Annotated in this window: 18 protein-coding genes; 7 read left to right on the top strand and 11 right to left on the bottom strand. The window is 49.7% G+C overall.

Going from position 1 to position 14,516, the window contains the following annotated elements; genetic code table 11:
* The first annotated feature begins 20 nt into the window (after nucleotides 1-20).
* Complete coding sequence (gene fis, locus N8M53_RS11985; RefSeq protein WP_021024113.1) at nucleotides 21-317, top strand: DNA-binding transcriptional regulator Fis; 297 nt, start codon at nucleotides 21-23, stop codon at nucleotides 315-317.
* Between the two features lie 114 nt (nucleotides 318-431).
* On the opposite strand, the gene N8M53_RS15780 is transcribed toward fis, so the two are convergent.
* Complete coding sequence (locus N8M53_RS15780) at nucleotides 432-668, bottom strand: helix-turn-helix domain-containing protein (RefSeq protein WP_077774024.1); 237 nt, start codon at nucleotides 666-668, stop codon at nucleotides 432-434.
* A gap of 66 nt (nucleotides 669-734) precedes the next feature.
* Here N8M53_RS15780 and N8M53_RS11990 point away from each other — a divergent pair, with 66 nt between their 5' ends.
* Entirely contained in the window at nucleotides 735-1,085 is a 351-nt protein-coding gene (locus N8M53_RS11990) for a hypothetical protein (protein ID WP_077774025.1), read from the top strand.
* Between the two features lie 207 nt (nucleotides 1,086-1,292).
* On the opposite strand, the gene N8M53_RS11995 is transcribed toward N8M53_RS11990, so the two are convergent.
* The 6 genes from N8M53_RS11995 to zntR all read right to left on the bottom strand — a co-directional run bounded on the left by N8M53_RS11995 (nucleotide 1,293) and on the right by zntR (nucleotide 5,448).
* Nucleotides 1,293-1,895 (bottom strand): YagK/YfjJ domain-containing protein, encoded by a 603-nt coding sequence (locus N8M53_RS11995; RefSeq protein WP_077774026.1) that lies wholly within the window; start codon nucleotides 1,893-1,895, stop codon nucleotides 1,293-1,295.
* A 180-nt stretch (nucleotides 1,896-2,075) separates the two neighbouring features.
* Entirely contained in the window at nucleotides 2,076-2,537 is a 462-nt protein-coding gene (locus N8M53_RS12000) for a hypothetical protein (RefSeq protein ID WP_269578944.1), read from the bottom strand.
* A gap of 12 nt (nucleotides 2,538-2,549) precedes the next feature.
* On the bottom strand, nucleotides 2,550-2,747 hold the full coding sequence (locus N8M53_RS12005; protein WP_077774028.1) for a helix-turn-helix transcriptional regulator: 198 nt from the start codon (nucleotides 2,745-2,747) through the stop codon (nucleotides 2,550-2,552).
* A 79-nt stretch (nucleotides 2,748-2,826) separates the two neighbouring features.
* The gene (locus N8M53_RS12010; protein ID WP_077774029.1) at nucleotides 2,827-3,384 is read right to left on the bottom strand and encodes a hypothetical protein; all 558 of its coding nucleotides are present in this window, start codon (nucleotides 3,382-3,384) and stop codon (nucleotides 2,827-2,829) included.
* Nucleotides 3,384-4,757 (bottom strand): tyrosine-type recombinase/integrase, encoded by a 1,374-nt coding sequence (locus N8M53_RS12015; protein ID WP_269578945.1) that lies wholly within the window; start codon nucleotides 4,755-4,757, stop codon nucleotides 3,384-3,386. The genes N8M53_RS12010 and N8M53_RS12015 overlap by 1 nt, the downstream gene beginning before the upstream one ends.
* A gap of 271 nt (nucleotides 4,758-5,028) precedes the next feature.
* Nucleotides 5,029-5,448, bottom strand: a complete 420-nt coding sequence (zntR, locus tag N8M53_RS12020) for a Zn(2+)-responsive transcriptional regulator (RefSeq protein ID WP_201247909.1) — start codon at nucleotides 5,446-5,448, stop codon at nucleotides 5,029-5,031.
* 270 nt (nucleotides 5,449-5,718) lie between these two features.
* On the opposite strand from zntR, the gene purH reads away from it, so the two are divergent.
* Nucleotides 5,719-7,308, top strand: a complete 1,590-nt coding sequence (gene purH / locus N8M53_RS12025) for a bifunctional phosphoribosylaminoimidazolecarboxamide formyltransferase/IMP cyclohydrolase (RefSeq protein WP_269578946.1) — start codon at nucleotides 5,719-5,721, stop codon at nucleotides 7,306-7,308.
* A gap of 21 nt (nucleotides 7,309-7,329) precedes the next feature.
* Nucleotides 7,330-8,616, top strand: a complete 1,287-nt coding sequence (purD, locus tag N8M53_RS12030) for a phosphoribosylamine--glycine ligase (protein ID WP_269578947.1) — start codon at nucleotides 7,330-7,332, stop codon at nucleotides 8,614-8,616.
* A gap of 45 nt (nucleotides 8,617-8,661) precedes the next feature.
* Here purD and N8M53_RS12035 read toward each other — a convergent pair whose 3' ends face one another.
* Nucleotides 8,662-9,336 (bottom strand): DUF1481 domain-containing protein, encoded by a 675-nt coding sequence (locus N8M53_RS12035; protein ID WP_269578948.1) that lies wholly within the window; start codon nucleotides 9,334-9,336, stop codon nucleotides 8,662-8,664.
* A 59-nt stretch (nucleotides 9,337-9,395) separates the two neighbouring features.
* Nucleotides 9,396-9,668 (bottom strand): nucleoid-associated protein HU-alpha, encoded by a 273-nt coding sequence (hupA, locus tag N8M53_RS12040; protein WP_046074522.1) that lies wholly within the window; start codon nucleotides 9,666-9,668, stop codon nucleotides 9,396-9,398.
* A gap of 223 nt (nucleotides 9,669-9,891) precedes the next feature.
* Between hupA and N8M53_RS12045 the strand changes: the two genes are divergently transcribed.
* Complete coding sequence (locus N8M53_RS12045) at nucleotides 9,892-10,980, top strand: CNNM domain-containing protein (protein ID WP_077668548.1); 1,089 nt, start codon at nucleotides 9,892-9,894, stop codon at nucleotides 10,978-10,980.
* A 45-nt stretch (nucleotides 10,981-11,025) separates the two neighbouring features.
* Here the strand turns inward: N8M53_RS12045 and N8M53_RS12050 are convergent, their stop codons facing one another.
* Nucleotides 11,026-11,616, bottom strand: a complete 591-nt coding sequence (locus N8M53_RS12050; protein ID WP_077668547.1) for a YjaG family protein — start codon at nucleotides 11,614-11,616, stop codon at nucleotides 11,026-11,028.
* Nucleotides 11,617-11,707: 91 nt separating this feature from the next.
* Here N8M53_RS12050 and N8M53_RS12055 point away from each other — a divergent pair, with 91 nt between their 5' ends.
* Nucleotides 11,708-12,613: a D-2-hydroxyacid dehydrogenase gene (locus N8M53_RS12055; protein ID WP_077668546.1), complete on the top strand. Its 906-nt coding sequence runs from the start codon at nucleotides 11,708-11,710 to the stop codon at nucleotides 12,611-12,613.
* Nucleotides 12,614-13,201 (top strand): uracil-DNA glycosylase family protein, encoded by a 588-nt coding sequence (locus N8M53_RS12060; RefSeq protein ID WP_269578949.1) that lies wholly within the window; start codon nucleotides 12,614-12,616, stop codon nucleotides 13,199-13,201. It abuts the gene before it with no gap.
* Between the two features lie 41 nt (nucleotides 13,202-13,242).
* Here N8M53_RS12060 and hemE read toward each other — a convergent pair whose 3' ends face one another.
* A complete protein-coding gene (hemE, locus tag N8M53_RS12065; protein ID WP_077668544.1) occupies nucleotides 13,243-14,307 on the bottom strand; it encodes a uroporphyrinogen decarboxylase in 1,065 nt (354 codons plus the stop codon).
* Nucleotides 14,308-14,516: the final 209 nt, after the last annotated feature.

Genomic DNA, 14,516 nt, shown 5'->3' on the forward strand with positions numbered 1-14,516 from the left:
ACGAGAAGAGCTGACAGAATATGTTCGAACAAAACCTGACTTCCGAAACATTGACAGTAACGACTGTAACTTCACAAGATCAAATTACGCAAAAGCCACTTCGTGACTCTGTAAAAGCGTCCTTGAAGAACTACCTCGCGCAATTGAATGGCCAGGAAGTCAACGATCTGTATGAGCTTGTCCTCGCAGAAGTTGAGCAGCCACTGCTGGATACCATCATGCAATACACCCGCGGTAACCAAACCCGCGCAGCCACCATGATGGGCATCAACCGCGGTACATTGCGTAAGAAACTGAAAAAATACGGCATGAACTGATATAAATCACTCATACTATTGAATTTAAAAGGCTTAATCAGGAATGATTAGGCCTTTTCTATCTTTAGTGACACGCATGGTTACACACAAGAAAAAGCTACAAGGTAAGAGAATCTAATCAGAAGTGATATGCCGTATTCCGGTCAGGGGAGAAACATTGAGCGCCTTACAGTACTGAATGAACTCGACTACATCTAAACGCCTTTCACCCTGCTCGACTTTCCCAACAAAAGAGTGTGAGACCTCGAGCCTTTCGGCTAAATCGCGCATGGTCAAACCCTGATCATTTCTTTGCTGTTTCAGCCAGGCAATCAGTTTTAGGTTTTGTGGGGTGTTAAGGGACTTAAACATTGTCCCGATATTAGGTACAAGTTACGATGTACCCAATTCAGGAACAAACAAGAACAAAGAGGATATATGTTTGATTATCTGACATCAGGAGTCATTGGGGGCTGGCTAATGTTTTTTAGCTTCTTGTACGCCCATATAAAACATAGCGATTCTTTCTCTGGAAGTAGTCGAAAATATGAAATAGCCTTGATGCTTTCAACTCTTTTTGGCTCAATCACATTGTTCTACCTGATGTTTATATTTTTCCAAAAAGCGCACTGGTACAGTCCTATTTTACTCTTTATGCTCGGTGGCTTCTTTTATGAGGTTGTATTTCGCTTCTTCATTAGACGTGATCCACTTGTTGTTTCTGCCAGTGCCTTTCTAGGTTGGCCGATAGGCGCTTACTTCTTTTACCAAGCGGTTGAAAAACTATAAGAGCATGTGAATGCTAGGATTTACCATATCGGTAACATTTCACCGACAGGTTACTTAGGATCAGCAAAGGTAGTCGCCAACCTCGATTACCTTAACCTCAGCTAGCCTAAACATTACTAAACATCCAACCTTTAGATTACTTAAGATCTGGCAGCCTTACCATTACTTACCTTGACCATACTTATCATTAAATGACCTTAGCAATACTTAGCACCTGCGGTGCTTTGAGTGCTTTGAGTTTCGTAGCCTTGAAGAACCAAAGTCTTTGGTTTGCTTAGGACGGTAGCCCTTACCCCTAGGCTTGGCTAGATAGCTGATGTGGTAGCTTGCTGCGTCAATTGCCTCATGATCATCACGTTCAAGATTGTGATAAGCCGAACCGCTATGAAGTCCACCAGCATCACCAATAAATACAGAACCGTGGTACTCCCAAATCTCTCTAACCCATTCTGCTAGCTGGTGGTAGTGATTGACCTTGCTGCCATTGAGAATCAACACAAAGTGATAATGCTGGCTCTTGGCTTTTTCCTGCTCTCGCGCCCACGCAAAGCCAAATTCACTTTGGTAGTGTCGCTCAGCTCGCTTTCTAAGTCTGCGGTTGAAGTCGGTGATCAACTTGTTGTTGTCAGTGGGGTATGGCAAGTGAAGATCAAAGCGCCATACAAACACCTTTCTGTGACGGCAAAGCATTTCATCCAGCTCACCGAGTATTGCTTTAAGTATGCCCGTTCTTAATCCGTTTTTTGATGGATTGACCGACCAAATTCTTTCTCGATACTCAAACCATTTTTGTTTAGATACATAAGGCATGGATAGGACTAGTTAAGAAGATAGATATTATTAATTACCTAGCGGCCTGTTAGTAGCCACTAACCCCTAGTGATATGCGCCACATGGGGGTGACCTATAGAAAACTTGATAATTTAGGGGTAAAAAACCTAGTAGTGTTATTCAAGGTCGTTCACCCCTTGGTATGTAAATCTCGACAGGTTAGCGAGTACTAACCTTTTCTTTCCTCAAATACGGCTCCAAAAACCCCTTAACCTGATCCATTTGTAGAGTGGATTCCTTGCGCTTTTGCCGAAGCAAATTAACTTGCTCAACCGCGCTCAAAACAGTTTTAGAGTCTGCCAACCAATAGCGCTTGAAATTGGCAACATAGCCATAAGAACTCCGGTAAGGCTCAAACTTGGATGTAACTTGAATTCCCTTTTTCTTCATGGCTGATACATCGGTATTAAGGCAACTAGTCCAATACTTACCTGTAGCTTCCATGCGTTTAACGTGAGAGAGGCTAGCAACCTGCTGATCTAGGGTGTGAACCCCCATCAGACCTTTACTCAAAAAAGTCATCAAGCACTTTTCTAGCTTGCTTGGTGGCTGGCGTGTTAAGCTGCCATTGCCGGTTTTGGCGCTGCTTAGTTTATTCTGGGTGGCGCTTTTACTTTTCATAATGCCTCCCCTTTATGCTGCTTCTGGCTGCCACTCACCACGAACAAATTGCTCATGGAGATCAGCTCGATAGCGAACACAACGAGGAGTTAGACGTTGGCCTTTCGGATAGCGGCCTTCCTTCTCTGCGTTATAGAGCCATGTACGGCCTACGCCTAGTGACTCACAAACTTGCTTGGTGGTAAGGAAGCGTTGACTGGAACTGAACATATTGAACCCCTTTAGTTGCTCTTTAACTTTCAGGGTTCAGCTTGCTTGTTTGTATTACCGTTAGGTGGAAGTAGCTAGGTCAGGGATTTTTTATCACTAGCTCGTAAGCCAGGTTTCGCTTGCTCTTAACCTTGGGCTGAAAATTTTTTCCCTCTTCTGAAAACCAGTTTCTAATCGTTTTTTCTGTCGGTGCTTTTTTACCATTGAGAACAAACGCAGCATTTATTTTGTTAGCTAAACTCGCTGACGTGGCCTGTGGGTGCTTTTCCCAAGTATCCTTGGCAATTTCAATACATTTTTGACGATACTGATTAGCATTGTGCCGTCCACTATCACGCTGCTTTTCGGATAGCCTAACCCTCTTTACCGCCAAAGCGACTGAAGGCGCTAAATAATCTACCGCGCAATCAGCTCCAGCCTTCATAAACAATGCGGAAATTGCTTGAAAGCAAGCTTCTACGGCTTCAAGTTGTGGATCGCTCAACCCAATCTTAGGCAACTCATGTTGAATAATTCGACAAGCTTCCATTGCCTCTGGGCTGTTCCAAGTGAACTCAGCCAAATCAATTTCAGCAGCATTAGAAACAAGTTCGCTCAATATTTCATTAACTAGATATTGTTCATCGATCTCTAGCATTACTTACTCCCTCCAAAGCTCACCACGTTGCTAGCCTGCTCACCGCGCTCTAATAGCTTCTCAATGTGTGAACACCAAATTCTGAGTAAGTTAGCTTTACGCTTCATTGCGCTAGAGTTGTTATAGTTCCCCTCAATCCTTGGTAACGCATGACCGAGCATCATTTCAATGGCGTAGTTGTCTGTTTGAAGCTCATTGAGCGCGGTGCTGAAAGTGTGCCTCAGGTGGTGGAATCGAAAGAATTTAGGGTGTTCTTTGAGTGGCTTTTTTGCCCGCTTATACTGATTAGCCTCATCATCACTAATCCAACCAATACGCTGTGACAGCTTCCCACCCCATGCGCTAACCGCTGGCGCTTGCTTTAGCTCACCAAGCAGATAACCGTCTGGGTTATTGGTAACTAGGCTTTCTATAAGCGGATAGATAAACTGTGGGATTGGGCGAACAATATCCCCAGATCCACCAGCTTGCTGTGCTTTCTCTTTGACCTTGTTGTGTTCTGCTGGGCAAGCCCAAACCCTACGCTTTAAATCCCACTCGCTAGACTTGGAAAGCCTTACTTCTTGGGTTCTTGCTCCCATAACTAACAAGATCTGTAACAAGTTTTGATAGTACGGAACCATCTTGCCGTTAAAGCTGAACTCCACCAAATCACGCAACTCATCCCACTCAATGTTTCCCTCACCATCAGGAACCTCAACCGCTGCCCGACTGGATTTTTTCTGCTTGGATGCGCCTATGTCGTCAAAGTCTATGTTAAAAACATCGGCATCAAGTTTGTGTCCCTGTTTCTTTAGGAAACGCAAAGCCTGCTTAAGGTTATTAAGTGTGTAACCGCGAGCCACCGCCCACTTATCATCAGAGCGATGTAAGCAACGAATCCACATCGGTTTAGTGATTTGCTCTAAAGGAAGATCTGCGAGAGTTGGAAGAACGTATTTGCGGAACTGAGCAAAATGCTTCTCTGCGTTAACGCGCTTTCTGGCGTTGAAGTCACTTAGCCAAAGCTCAAGCCCTTGCTTAACGGTTAAAGATTTTAGAGTGTCTTGCTTTTGAATCGCCAGCTCGTTCTTAGGATCTTTGCCTGCTACCAACCATTTGCGACACTCATCCCTTAGCGCGGTAGCTTGAGACAGACTAATCTCTGGATACTTGCCGAGCGTTAACGCTTTGGGGCTGGTGGTTCTGCCTCCTAAGCGATAGCGATAGAGCCAAAGCAAGTTATTATTAGGTCTAACGCTCCTTGATTGCCGCTGTGAGGGCGTTACTCGAACACTTAAACCCATTCCAACGCTGTGAGACTCTGGTTTGCTTAAATCGGCTCTCAGGAGCTTTTTTAGTTTTGTATCTGTGAGTGAAGTTCTCTTTGTCATATCCCTTGCCAGTTACACGCATAGTTACACACAACGAACAGTCTAACCTGGAACAACAAAGAACTAAAGTGAACACAAATCTAACTCAGAACACTGATATAGGAGGATTCAAAAAGAAAGTGCGAATCTTAGAAAAGTTCAAAAAACAACAAATAAACTGATACGGCATGAACTAATCAATCATTAGTTTGGCTGTTATCAAACGGGTTAGCCGTCAATCGGTTAGCCCGTTTTTGTTATCTATAAGCGCGCAAAGCGCTCCACCCTAGCATCATGAGTTAGCATCCTCACTGTCCGCCAGGGTTTCTAATATCGAGCAATGGGTCGCGTCATCGTCGTCCATACCACAGCAGGCAGCATTTAAACGCGTCAGTGCATGCTTGACCCGCTCAAGCGCGGCTATCTTCTCTGAGACCTCATTCAGGCGCCGCTGGGTGATCCCTTTCACTTCTGCACAGGTGTGCAAGGTCGCTTCTTCGCGAATGTCTGACAATTCGTGAATTTCATCAAGCGATAACCCCATCTCTTTACCGCGTAAAATGAACATCACTTGGCTAATGGCCTCATCGGCATAGAGCCGGTATCCACCCTCTGTGCGGGCACTCGGTGCTAGCAAGCCTGATTTTTCATAAAAACGCAGCGTATCGGTGGAGACACCACAGTGCTTGGCAAGCTCACCGATTTGCAGCAACTTGGTCATCACCGCTCCTTTTCATGTTGGATGAACCTTCTTTTTGTAGCAAAGCCGCGACCCTATGACCAGCATTGCATGAGAACCAGAAAGCGCGGTGGTGTAAAAACAATAAAAATGTCGCTATCAGCAAATAGCAATCGATTGCGCAAACAAAATCAGATAGAATGGCGCCGTTTTGGCACTTGGCGGTTTAATAAAGCTTATCCGTGTTGATAGACACGATGGGCTTTGATAAGCATTCAATCTGTCAGTGAAGAGAACTAAGCCATGGAAAATCTGCGTCCTATTCGTCGCGCGTTACTCAGCGTGTCTGATAAAACCGGTGTGGTCGAGTTTGCCCAAGCGCTCGCCCAACGCGGTGTCGAACTGCTATCGACCGGCGGCACGGCCCGTTTACTCGCAGAAAACGGCCTTGCGGTCACCGAAGTTTCCGATCATACCGGTTTCCCCGAAATGATGGATGGTCGAGTGAAAACCCTCCACCCGAAAATTCACGGCGGCATTTTGGGCCGACGCGGTCAAGACGATGCAGTGATGGAACACCACCAGATCGCACCGATTGATATGGTGGTGGTGAATCTCTACCCGTTCGCACAAACCGTTGCCAACCCTGATTGCACACGTGAGCAAGCCATCGAGAATATCGATATCGGCGGCCCAACCATGGTACGTTCAGCGGCGAAAAACCATGCCGACGTCACCATTGTGGTGAACAACCAAGACTATGATCGTGTGCTCACCGAGATGGATCAGCACCAGCACTCTTTGACACATGCCACACGCTTTGATTTAGCCATTGCTGCGTTTGAGCACACCGCGGCCTACGATGCCATGATTGCGAATTACTTTGGTACCCAAGTGCCAGCCTACCATCAAGCAGAAGAGAGCCAGGACTCGCCATTCCCGCGCACTCTGACCCAACACTGGGTTAAAAAGCAAGACATGCGCTACGGCGAGAACAGCCATCAGGCAGGTGCGTTTTATACCGAAGCCCAACCGCAAGAGGCCTCGGTGGCAACGGCCACCCAACTACAGGGCAAGGCACTGTCTTATAACAATATCGCTGACACCGATGCGGCATTAGAGTGCGTGAAAGAGTTCGAACAGCCCGCCTGTGTGATTGTAAAGCACGCCAATCCCTGTGGCGTCGCCATTGGCGAAGACTTACTCAGCGCCTATCAGCGTGCTTATCAGACCGATCCGACCTCAGCGTTTGGTGGCATTATTGCCTTTAACCGAGAATTAGACGGCGACACGGCACGCGCCATTGTTGAGCGCCAATTTGTTGAAGTGATCATCGCGCCGCGCGTCAGTGACGCCGCCAAAGCAGCGGTTGCGGCAAAGAAAAACGTGCGCCTTCTCGAGTGTGGCCAATGGCAAGCGCGCACCACAGGTTGGGATAGCAAGCGCGTCAATGGCGGTTTGTTAGTCCAAGCACGCGACCAAGGCATGGTCGGTTTAGACGATTTGCGTATTGTCTCTGAGCGCCAGCCCACAGACAAAGAGCTGAACGATGCGCTATTTTGCTGGAAAGTGGCAAAATACGTGAAATCAAACGCGATTGTGTATGCCAAAGACAGCATGACCATCGGCGTGGGCGCCGGCCAAATGAGTCGCGTCTACTCGGCGAAGATAGCCGGCATTAAAGCGGCCGATGAGCAGCTCGAAGTGGCCGGTAGCGTGATGGCTTCTGATGCCTTCTTCCCTTTCCGTGACGGCATTGATGCCGCAGCCGACGCTGGGATCACCTGCGTGATCCAACCAGGTGGTTCGATGCGTGATGAAGAAGTAATTGCCGCTGCCAATGAGCATGGCATGGCGATGGTCTTTACCGGTATGCGCCATTTCCGCCACTAAGCGGCTGAGGAAGGAGAGAATATGAAGGTTTTAGTGATTGGTGGCGGTGGCCGCGAACATGCCTTGGCATGGAAAGCAGCTCAGTCACCGAAAGTCGATACCGTTTACTGCGCACCGGGAAACGCCGGCACCGCGCATGAAAACAAGTTGAGTAACATTGCGATCGCAGCTGATGACGTTGAAGGGTTACTGGCCTTTGCCCGTGAGCAACAGATTGGCTTAACCATCGTAGGCCCTGAAGCCCCCTTGGTGTTAGGCGTGGTCGATGCCTTCCGCGAGCACGGCTTGGCCATCTTTGGTCCTACTCAAGCGGCCGCACAACTTGAGGGCTCTAAAGCCTTCAGCAAAGACTTTTTGGCGCGTCACGGCATTCCCACCGCTGACTACCAAACCTTTTCGACGGTAGAGCCCGCATTAGCCTACATCGCCGAAAAAGGCGCGCCCATTGTGGTCAAAGCCGACGGCCTTGCCGCCGGGAAAGGGGTCATTGTGGCGATGACCGAGCAAGAAGCCACCGACGCGGTGCGCGATATGCTCTCGGGCAATGCGTTTGGTGAAGCCGGTCACCGCGTGGTCATCGAAGAGTTTCTGCAAGGCGAAGAGGCGAGCTTTATCGTTATGGTGGATGGCGAGCATGTGCTGCCAATGGCCACCAGCCAAGACCACAAACGGGTTGGAGAGGGCGATACCGGCCTCAACACCGGGGGCATGGGCGCATACTCGCCTGCCCCCGTGGTCACCGATGCGATTCACCAACGCGTGATGGATGAGGTGATTATGCCCACCGTAGAGGGAATGCATCAAGATGGCGCCCCCTACACCGGCTTTTTGTACGCAGGGCTCATGATTACCGCCGATGGCACGCCAAAAGTGATTGAGTTTAACTGTCGCTTTGGCGATCCGGAAACCCAACCAATTATGATGCGTTTGCAATCTGACTTGGTTGAGCTTTGCTTGGCAGGTAGCGAAGGACGCCTTGATAAGGTTGAGTCCAAGTGGGATCCGCGTGCAGCGGTAGGTGTCGTCCTAGCGGCGGGCGGCTATCCGGGTGAGTACCGCAAAGGGGATCGCATCACGGGCTTACCCACCGATAGCGATCTCGCCAAAGTGTTTCATGCCGGTACCGCGCTGAAAGACGGCGATATCGTGACTGCTGGCGGGCGTGTACTCTGTGCGACCGCATTAGGTGAGAATGTTACCACGGCAAAACAAGGGGCTGATGCGCTCGCTGCCTTGATTCATTGGCCAGGATGCTTCTATCGCAATGACATTGCCCACCGCGCCGTTTCACGCGAGCAAATGGCATAAATGTCGCAGCATGATATAAAAAATGCGCCCTGTTGGCGCATTTTTTTATTCATCCAGTAAGCGAGGGCGCTGTAAGCAACGCTTTTCCCCCTCGACATGCACCAAAAAGTCTATCTGGTCGCGACCGATACTTGGGCTGCCTCCCGCAATCACAAACGTGCCAGACCGGTTAATACGTTGCACCAAACTCGCCGAGATAGCGTCTGAGAACGCCCAGCGCTGACGATCGCTATCGCAATCAACCCAATGTTCACCTTGTCGCTGCGCTTGCAGCACCGAGACATTGTTGGCTAATTGCGCCTGCGCTTGGCGCTCAATGTGATTCGCTTCTTGATATAGGCGGGAAAGGGTTGCACTGTCTAAAGGCAACAGCGCATCTCCTTGATGATAGCGCTGGAAAACCGGCTCACCATTGGCGTCAAACCGCACGTGCATCGAAAAGGGCACCAAGTGGTTGTCGACCAGCTTTTTTCCTTCACGCTTTAACGCACGTAGGCTGCCTGCTCGCCACGCGTATTCACTACGATACTGACCATAGTCACCTTGCCACGCTTTCTCCGCTAAGCCGATGACCTGTCCTTGTTGGCTATCTAGCCAATAAACGGCGCGATAATCTCCCGCTGCGAATGCGGTGGTATGAGTGACGGGCTTTGGCGGCTTACCGCTCGAACAGCCTGTTAGTGTCATCACTAAGGCAAGTATACAGAGATGAAAGCGCATGGCGGGCTCAAAGACAAAAACGCCATAGCGGGAGGCTATGGCGACATCAGCATGCGTGCTTACTTAACAGCGTCTTTTAACGCTTTACCTGCGACAAACGCAGGGACGTTTGCAGCAGCAATTTGAATTTCTTGACCCGTTTGTGGGTTACGACCAGTGCGCGCTGCACGGTGGTTAAGCTTAAACGTACCGAAGCCAATCAGTTGTACCTGCTCACCTTCTTTCAAGGCGCCTTCAATACCGCCCAAAGTCGCTTCCAAGGCTGTTTTCGCTTGTGCTTTTGAAAGGTCCGCTTTTTCTGCGATCAGGTCGATCAGTTGGGTCTTGTTCATTATGTCTTCCCTTCTAGGTTTTTTAGAGACGAAGTCACTCTAATTCAAAAGAAGCCCGGCTGGCAAAGGTTTGTGGCGCTGAGTGTGGCTGTATGGAGGCTCTTTAACCACAAACTGAGCGCGATCTCACAATTTGTTGCGTTTTTTCTCAGTTGAATGGTTGTAAAACCCCGCCAATAGCCTGATCTTTAGGGTGTTGATTAGCTTTTAACTCCGGAAATTTATGCTCATTCTGGTTCTTTTTATCTCGCTTTCGATTGGCGTGTCCTTCATTTGCTCCGTACTTGAGGCGGTATTGCTCAGTATCACACCGAGCTACATTGCGAACCTCCGCCACCAAGAGCACCCTGCCGCCGAGCGCCTCAATGCGCTCAAAAAGGATATAGATCGCCCTCTGGCCTCGATTCTGACCCTCAACACCATTGCACATACGGTGGGGGCAGCAGGCGCGGGGGCACAAGCAGCTCACGTGTTTGGTGATGCGTGGGTCGGGGTATTCTCTGCCGTATTGACGCTTGCGATTCTGCTTCTCTCAGAAATCATCCCCAAAACGATTGGGGCGAACTTCTGGCCGCAATTGGCACCTGGCGCGGCGCTGGTACTCAAGTGGATGGTGTGGGCGCTGACGCCATTCGTTTGGCTGTCTGAGCAGATCACCAAGCGGCTTAGTGCGGACACCACCCATGTTAAACTGAGGGACGAAATTTCAGCGATGGCAATGCTGGCATCAGAAAGTGGAGAAATGGGGGAAGACGAAACGCAAATGCTTCATAACATGCTGAAGCTGAGGGACCTTCCCGCCACACAACTGATGACACCGCGTCCGGTCCTGTTTCGTATTCCTGCCGAGATGGATGTGAATACCTTCCTCGACGAGCACGGCGACTGCCCTTTCTCTCGTCCGCTGGTTTACGGTGAACATCGTGACGATATTCTAGGCTTTGTCCACAAGTCCAATATCTATGAGGCCAAAACCCAAGGCGCTGGCCAAACACGGATAGGCAATCTCATGCGGCCACTTGCTGTTATTTTACCTGGCAATAGTGTCTTACAAGCGTTTGATATCTTAATGATCCGCCGCGCTCAGTTAGCGATGATTGTCGATGAATATGGCACGGTGCAAGGTATTATCACCTTGGAAGATGTGTTTGAATATTTAACCGGGCGAGAAATTATCGATGAGGCGGACACGGTCACCGATATGCAGCAACTTGCTTATCAGCGTTGGGACGCTTGGAAAAAGCAGCACAACATGATTGAAAGCCAAGATGACGACGAACCGCCGGTACAGCGACATACGGATGAGTCATGATCAGAAAAGGCGGCTGAAGCCGCCTTTTTATCGGGTGACGCGTGCTTACTCGACACGTAATCCGAGGTTACTTACGCCGGCCTCACGCAGCTCTTGGCGAATACTTTTGATCATGTCTACATCACGGCTCTCAGCACTTTTTAGCACCCGGAATATGGCCCATTGGGCATCCCACTCTTCGCATACTGCTTCAAACGTTTTTTGATTCTCATCCGTCACAGCCTCACCCGTTTGTGCCTCTTCCAGCTGCGCCACGCTGTGGATGGATTGCTGAGAGACTTTCAGGGTAATAGGGAGTATTTCATCACGATCCAACAAAGCGTGAAGGAGCTGAGACAAGGCAACGCAAGCATCAATCGCTGGATAGGTCAGATAGATAGCATCGTCATCCGCGACCGGAATTAATGGCTCTAGCTTTTCCAATTGCCGTTCAAAGTCAATTTTGGCACTTTTAACCGTCTGCGACTCCCATACCGCATCGAGAATATTGCGAAACGCTTGAGGGTCGGCAAATTCAGTTTGGGCACAGTAGAGCGCATAGTTAGGAACCATACGCTCCACCAGCGCAGCCATAAAACTAATATGCTGCCAATTCTCACATTTTTCCAAACGCAGTTGTAAAGGGTTTCGTAACATAGTCAGTTAGTCTTTAATAACGGGAAGGCATGTTGTCCTCATAGAATGCCGCCAGTGTACTTGATTCCCCCACCCATAAAAAGGAGCCTTTGTGGATAAAATCTACGTTATCAGCGAGCATGCCGAGACTTATCACCAGCTGCTTGAAGCGGCTCAGCTTCCCGATCTCGCTATCACCTCATCCGCAGAAAAGGCCAGTATCTGGTTGGCCGATCCGCCGCTTGCGGCTCCACTCTTGCCCAACGCCAAGGCGTTGCGTTGGCTACAGTCGACCTTCGCTGGGACCGATGCCCTGATTCAGGCGCCCTACCGCGACTATCAGCTCACCAATGTGCGCGGTATTTTCGGCGCATTGATGGCCGAATATGTTTTCGGCCACATACTGACGGAAACCCGACATATTGGTCAGTACGCGAAACAACAAGCGCAGTGTCACTGGCAGCCTCAGCCCTATCAGTCATTGCGCGGGAAAACGCTCGCCATTTTAGGCACAGGGGCGATTGGCCAGCATATCGCAACCGTCGCTCACGCGTTCGGCATGACGGTAGTTGGCGTCAATCAAGTCGGCCGGCCCGTCGAGGCATTTGATCAAACCATGACGCTGTCAGAATTACAGCAAACACTTGGGAAGGTCGATGTGCTGGTCAGTACCTTGCCAGCGACGCCTGAGACAGATAAATGTTTGAATACGGTTTTTTGGCAACAGGCACAAAACCTCTTGTTCATCAACGTTGGACGGGGTGCCACCGTGGACGAGCCAGCACTGATCCACGCGTTAGATGACGAAAAACTCGGCTTGGCGGTCTTGGATGTGATGCAGCAAGAGCCGCTGCCTGAGCAGCACCCCTTTTGGACACACCCGAACGTGAAAGTGACGCCCCATATTGCGGCGGTCAGTTTTCCTGAGCAGGTTTTTGCGCTATTTGCCGATAATTATCACCGCTGGCACGCAGGCGACCCTCTCATGTACCAAGTCGATTTTGACAAAGGCTACTAGATGCTTTTCGACGATTTAGACACGGCTTTAGCCGCGGCCCGATCGTGTCGGTTATGCCAACACTGGCTACCCGAGGGGCCCCGCCCTGTTATCCAAGCCAGTGCTAACGCTCGAGTACTGATTATCGGCCAAGCACCAGGACGACGCGTACATGAAAGCGGCCTGCCATTTAATGACCCCAGTGGAGATCGCCTGCGTGAATGGCTGGGGGTCACGCGTGAGCAGTTTTACCAGCCAGATTTATTTGCCATCATGCCGATGGGCTTTTGTTATCCCGGCAAGGGTAAATCGGGCGATCTACCGCCGGCGCGTATTTGTGCGCCTATGTGGCATCAAGCAATCAAAACACACCTCTCACGAGTGTCTGTTACCTTGCTCATTGGCCAGTATGCACAGCAGTACTATTTAGCCAATAAACCGAAAACATTGACCGAGACTGTCAAGCACTGGCAAAAGTGGGCTCCTCGCACCTTTGCGCTGCCTCATCCCTCTCCCAGAAACACCTTGTGGCTGCGACGCAACCCGTGGTTTGAAGAGCAGGTGGTGCCCGCTATGCGTGACCACGTTCAACAGGCTTTATACGATTGAGGCTAAAAAGAAAAACGCTCGCCAGTTGGCGAGCGTTTTTCTTAATCGTGGTAAGGACGCGAGAGCTCATGCACAGCATCAATAAAGGCGCCTGCGTTTTCGGGCGGCACATCCAAATGAATACCATGCCCAAGGTTAAACACATGGCCCGTGCCTTGCCCAAATCCTTCTAGGATGGTGGCGACCTCTTGGCGAATGCGATCTGGACTTGCATAGAGCATTGATGGATCCATATTGCCTTGCAGCGCCACTTTGTCGCCAATTCGCGCCTTGGCATCCGCGATGTTAATCGTCCAATCAAGGCCCACACCGTCACAGCCTGTGGCTGCAATACGCTCTAACCACATGCCGGCATTTTTGGTAAACAGCGTCACAGGGACACGACGACCGTCGTTTTCGCGAATAAGACCATCCACGATTTTCTGCATATACTGCAAAGAAAAATCGTTATAGTCACGTGGCGTGAGAACGCCACCCCAGGTATCAAACACCATGACCGACTGAGCACCGGCTTTAATTTGTGCATTCAAATAGCTGGTCACGCTATCGGCAAGCTTATCAAGCAATGCATGCAGCGTTTGTGGCTCGGCATACATCATCTTTTTAATCTTGGTAAAGGCTTTTGAAGTGCCGCCTTCAACCATGTAAGTCGCCAGCGTCCACGGGCTCCCCGAAAAACCAATCAAAGGCACGTCACCGTTTAACTCGCGACGGATGGTACGCACGGCATTCATCACATACTGCAATTCCCCTTCGGGATCAGGCATGCCAATTTTATCCACATCGGCTTTACAGGTGATGGGACGGGAAAATTTAGGCCCCTCGCCCGTTTCAAAGTACAGCCCAAGCCCCATCGCATCGGGAATAGTGAGGATGTCTGAGAACAAGATCGCTGCATCTAAATCGAAACGACGCAGTGGCTGCATGGTGACTTCGCAAGCCAGCTCTGCATTTTTACACAATGATAAAAAATCCCCCGCTTGCGCTCGCAATTCACGATACTCCGGCAGATAGCGACCCGCTTGGCGCATCATCCATACAGGGGTGCAATCGACTGGCTGCTTATAGAGGGCGCGTAAATAACGATCGTTTTTCAATTCGGTCATTGTGTTAAACCTGTGTGCGAATAATGGCGCTCATTGTATCACTGTGCGGTCGCAACAAAAGCCAAGCTTTGTTAACAGGATCATAAAACTGTCACCTAGGGACAGCAAAGGATTGCTGATGATTTAACCACATGTTACAAACAATCTATAACGACAATAGGTCTACGAAAGACAACATGTTCGCATCTTACCCCGGCTCCCCTACGGCC

The organism is Salinivibrio kushneri (assembly GCF_027286325.1).
In the GTDB taxonomy this organism is placed as follows: Bacteria; Pseudomonadota; Gammaproteobacteria; order Enterobacterales; family Vibrionaceae; genus Salinivibrio; species Salinivibrio kushneri_A.

What these genes read in the sequence shown, in the direction of transcription:
- fis (WP_021024113.1), top strand. Translation starts at nt 21, where the DNA reads ATGTTCGAACAAAACCTGACTTCCGAAACATTGACAGTAACGACTGTA.
- N8M53_RS15780 (WP_077774024.1), bottom strand. Translation starts at nt 668, where the DNA reads ATGTTTAAGTCCCTTAACACCCCACAAAACCTAAAACTGATTGCCTGG.
- N8M53_RS11990 (WP_077774025.1), top strand. Translation starts at nt 735, where the DNA reads ATGTTTGATTATCTGACATCAGGAGTCATTGGGGGCTGGCTAATGTTT.
- N8M53_RS11995 (WP_077774026.1), bottom strand. Translation starts at nt 1,895, where the DNA reads ATGCCTTATGTATCTAAACAAAAATGGTTTGAGTATCGAGAAAGAATT.
- N8M53_RS12000 (WP_269578944.1), bottom strand. Translation starts at nt 2,537, where the DNA reads ATGAAAAGTAAAAGCGCCACCCAGAATAAACTAAGCAGCGCCAAAACC.
- N8M53_RS12005 (WP_077774028.1), bottom strand. Translation starts at nt 2,747, where the DNA reads ATGTTCAGTTCCAGTCAACGCTTCCTTACCACCAAGCAAGTTTGTGAG.
- N8M53_RS12010 (WP_077774029.1), bottom strand. Translation starts at nt 3,384, where the DNA reads ATGCTAGAGATCGATGAACAATATCTAGTTAATGAAATATTGAGCGAA.
- N8M53_RS12015 (WP_269578945.1), bottom strand. Translation starts at nt 4,757, where the DNA reads ATGACAAAGAGAACTTCACTCACAGATACAAAACTAAAAAAGCTCCTG.
- purH (WP_269578946.1), top strand. Translation starts at nt 5,719, where the DNA reads ATGGAAAATCTGCGTCCTATTCGTCGCGCGTTACTCAGCGTGTCTGAT.
- purD (WP_269578947.1), top strand. Translation starts at nt 7,330, where the DNA reads ATGAAGGTTTTAGTGATTGGTGGCGGTGGCCGCGAACATGCCTTGGCA.
- N8M53_RS12035 (WP_269578948.1), bottom strand. Translation starts at nt 9,336, where the DNA reads ATGCGCTTTCATCTCTGTATACTTGCCTTAGTGATGACACTAACAGGC.
- hupA (WP_046074522.1), bottom strand. Translation starts at nt 9,668, where the DNA reads ATGAACAAGACCCAACTGATCGACCTGATCGCAGAAAAAGCGGACCTT.
- N8M53_RS12045 (WP_077668548.1), top strand. Translation starts at nt 9,892, where the DNA reads ATGCTCATTCTGGTTCTTTTTATCTCGCTTTCGATTGGCGTGTCCTTC.
- N8M53_RS12050 (WP_077668547.1), bottom strand. Translation starts at nt 11,616, where the DNA reads ATGTTACGAAACCCTTTACAACTGCGTTTGGAAAAATGTGAGAATTGG.
- N8M53_RS12060 (WP_269578949.1), top strand. Translation starts at nt 12,614, where the DNA reads ATGCTTTTCGACGATTTAGACACGGCTTTAGCCGCGGCCCGATCGTGT.
- hemE (WP_077668544.1), bottom strand. Translation starts at nt 14,307, where the DNA reads ATGACCGAATTGAAAAACGATCGTTATTTACGCGCCCTCTATAAGCAG.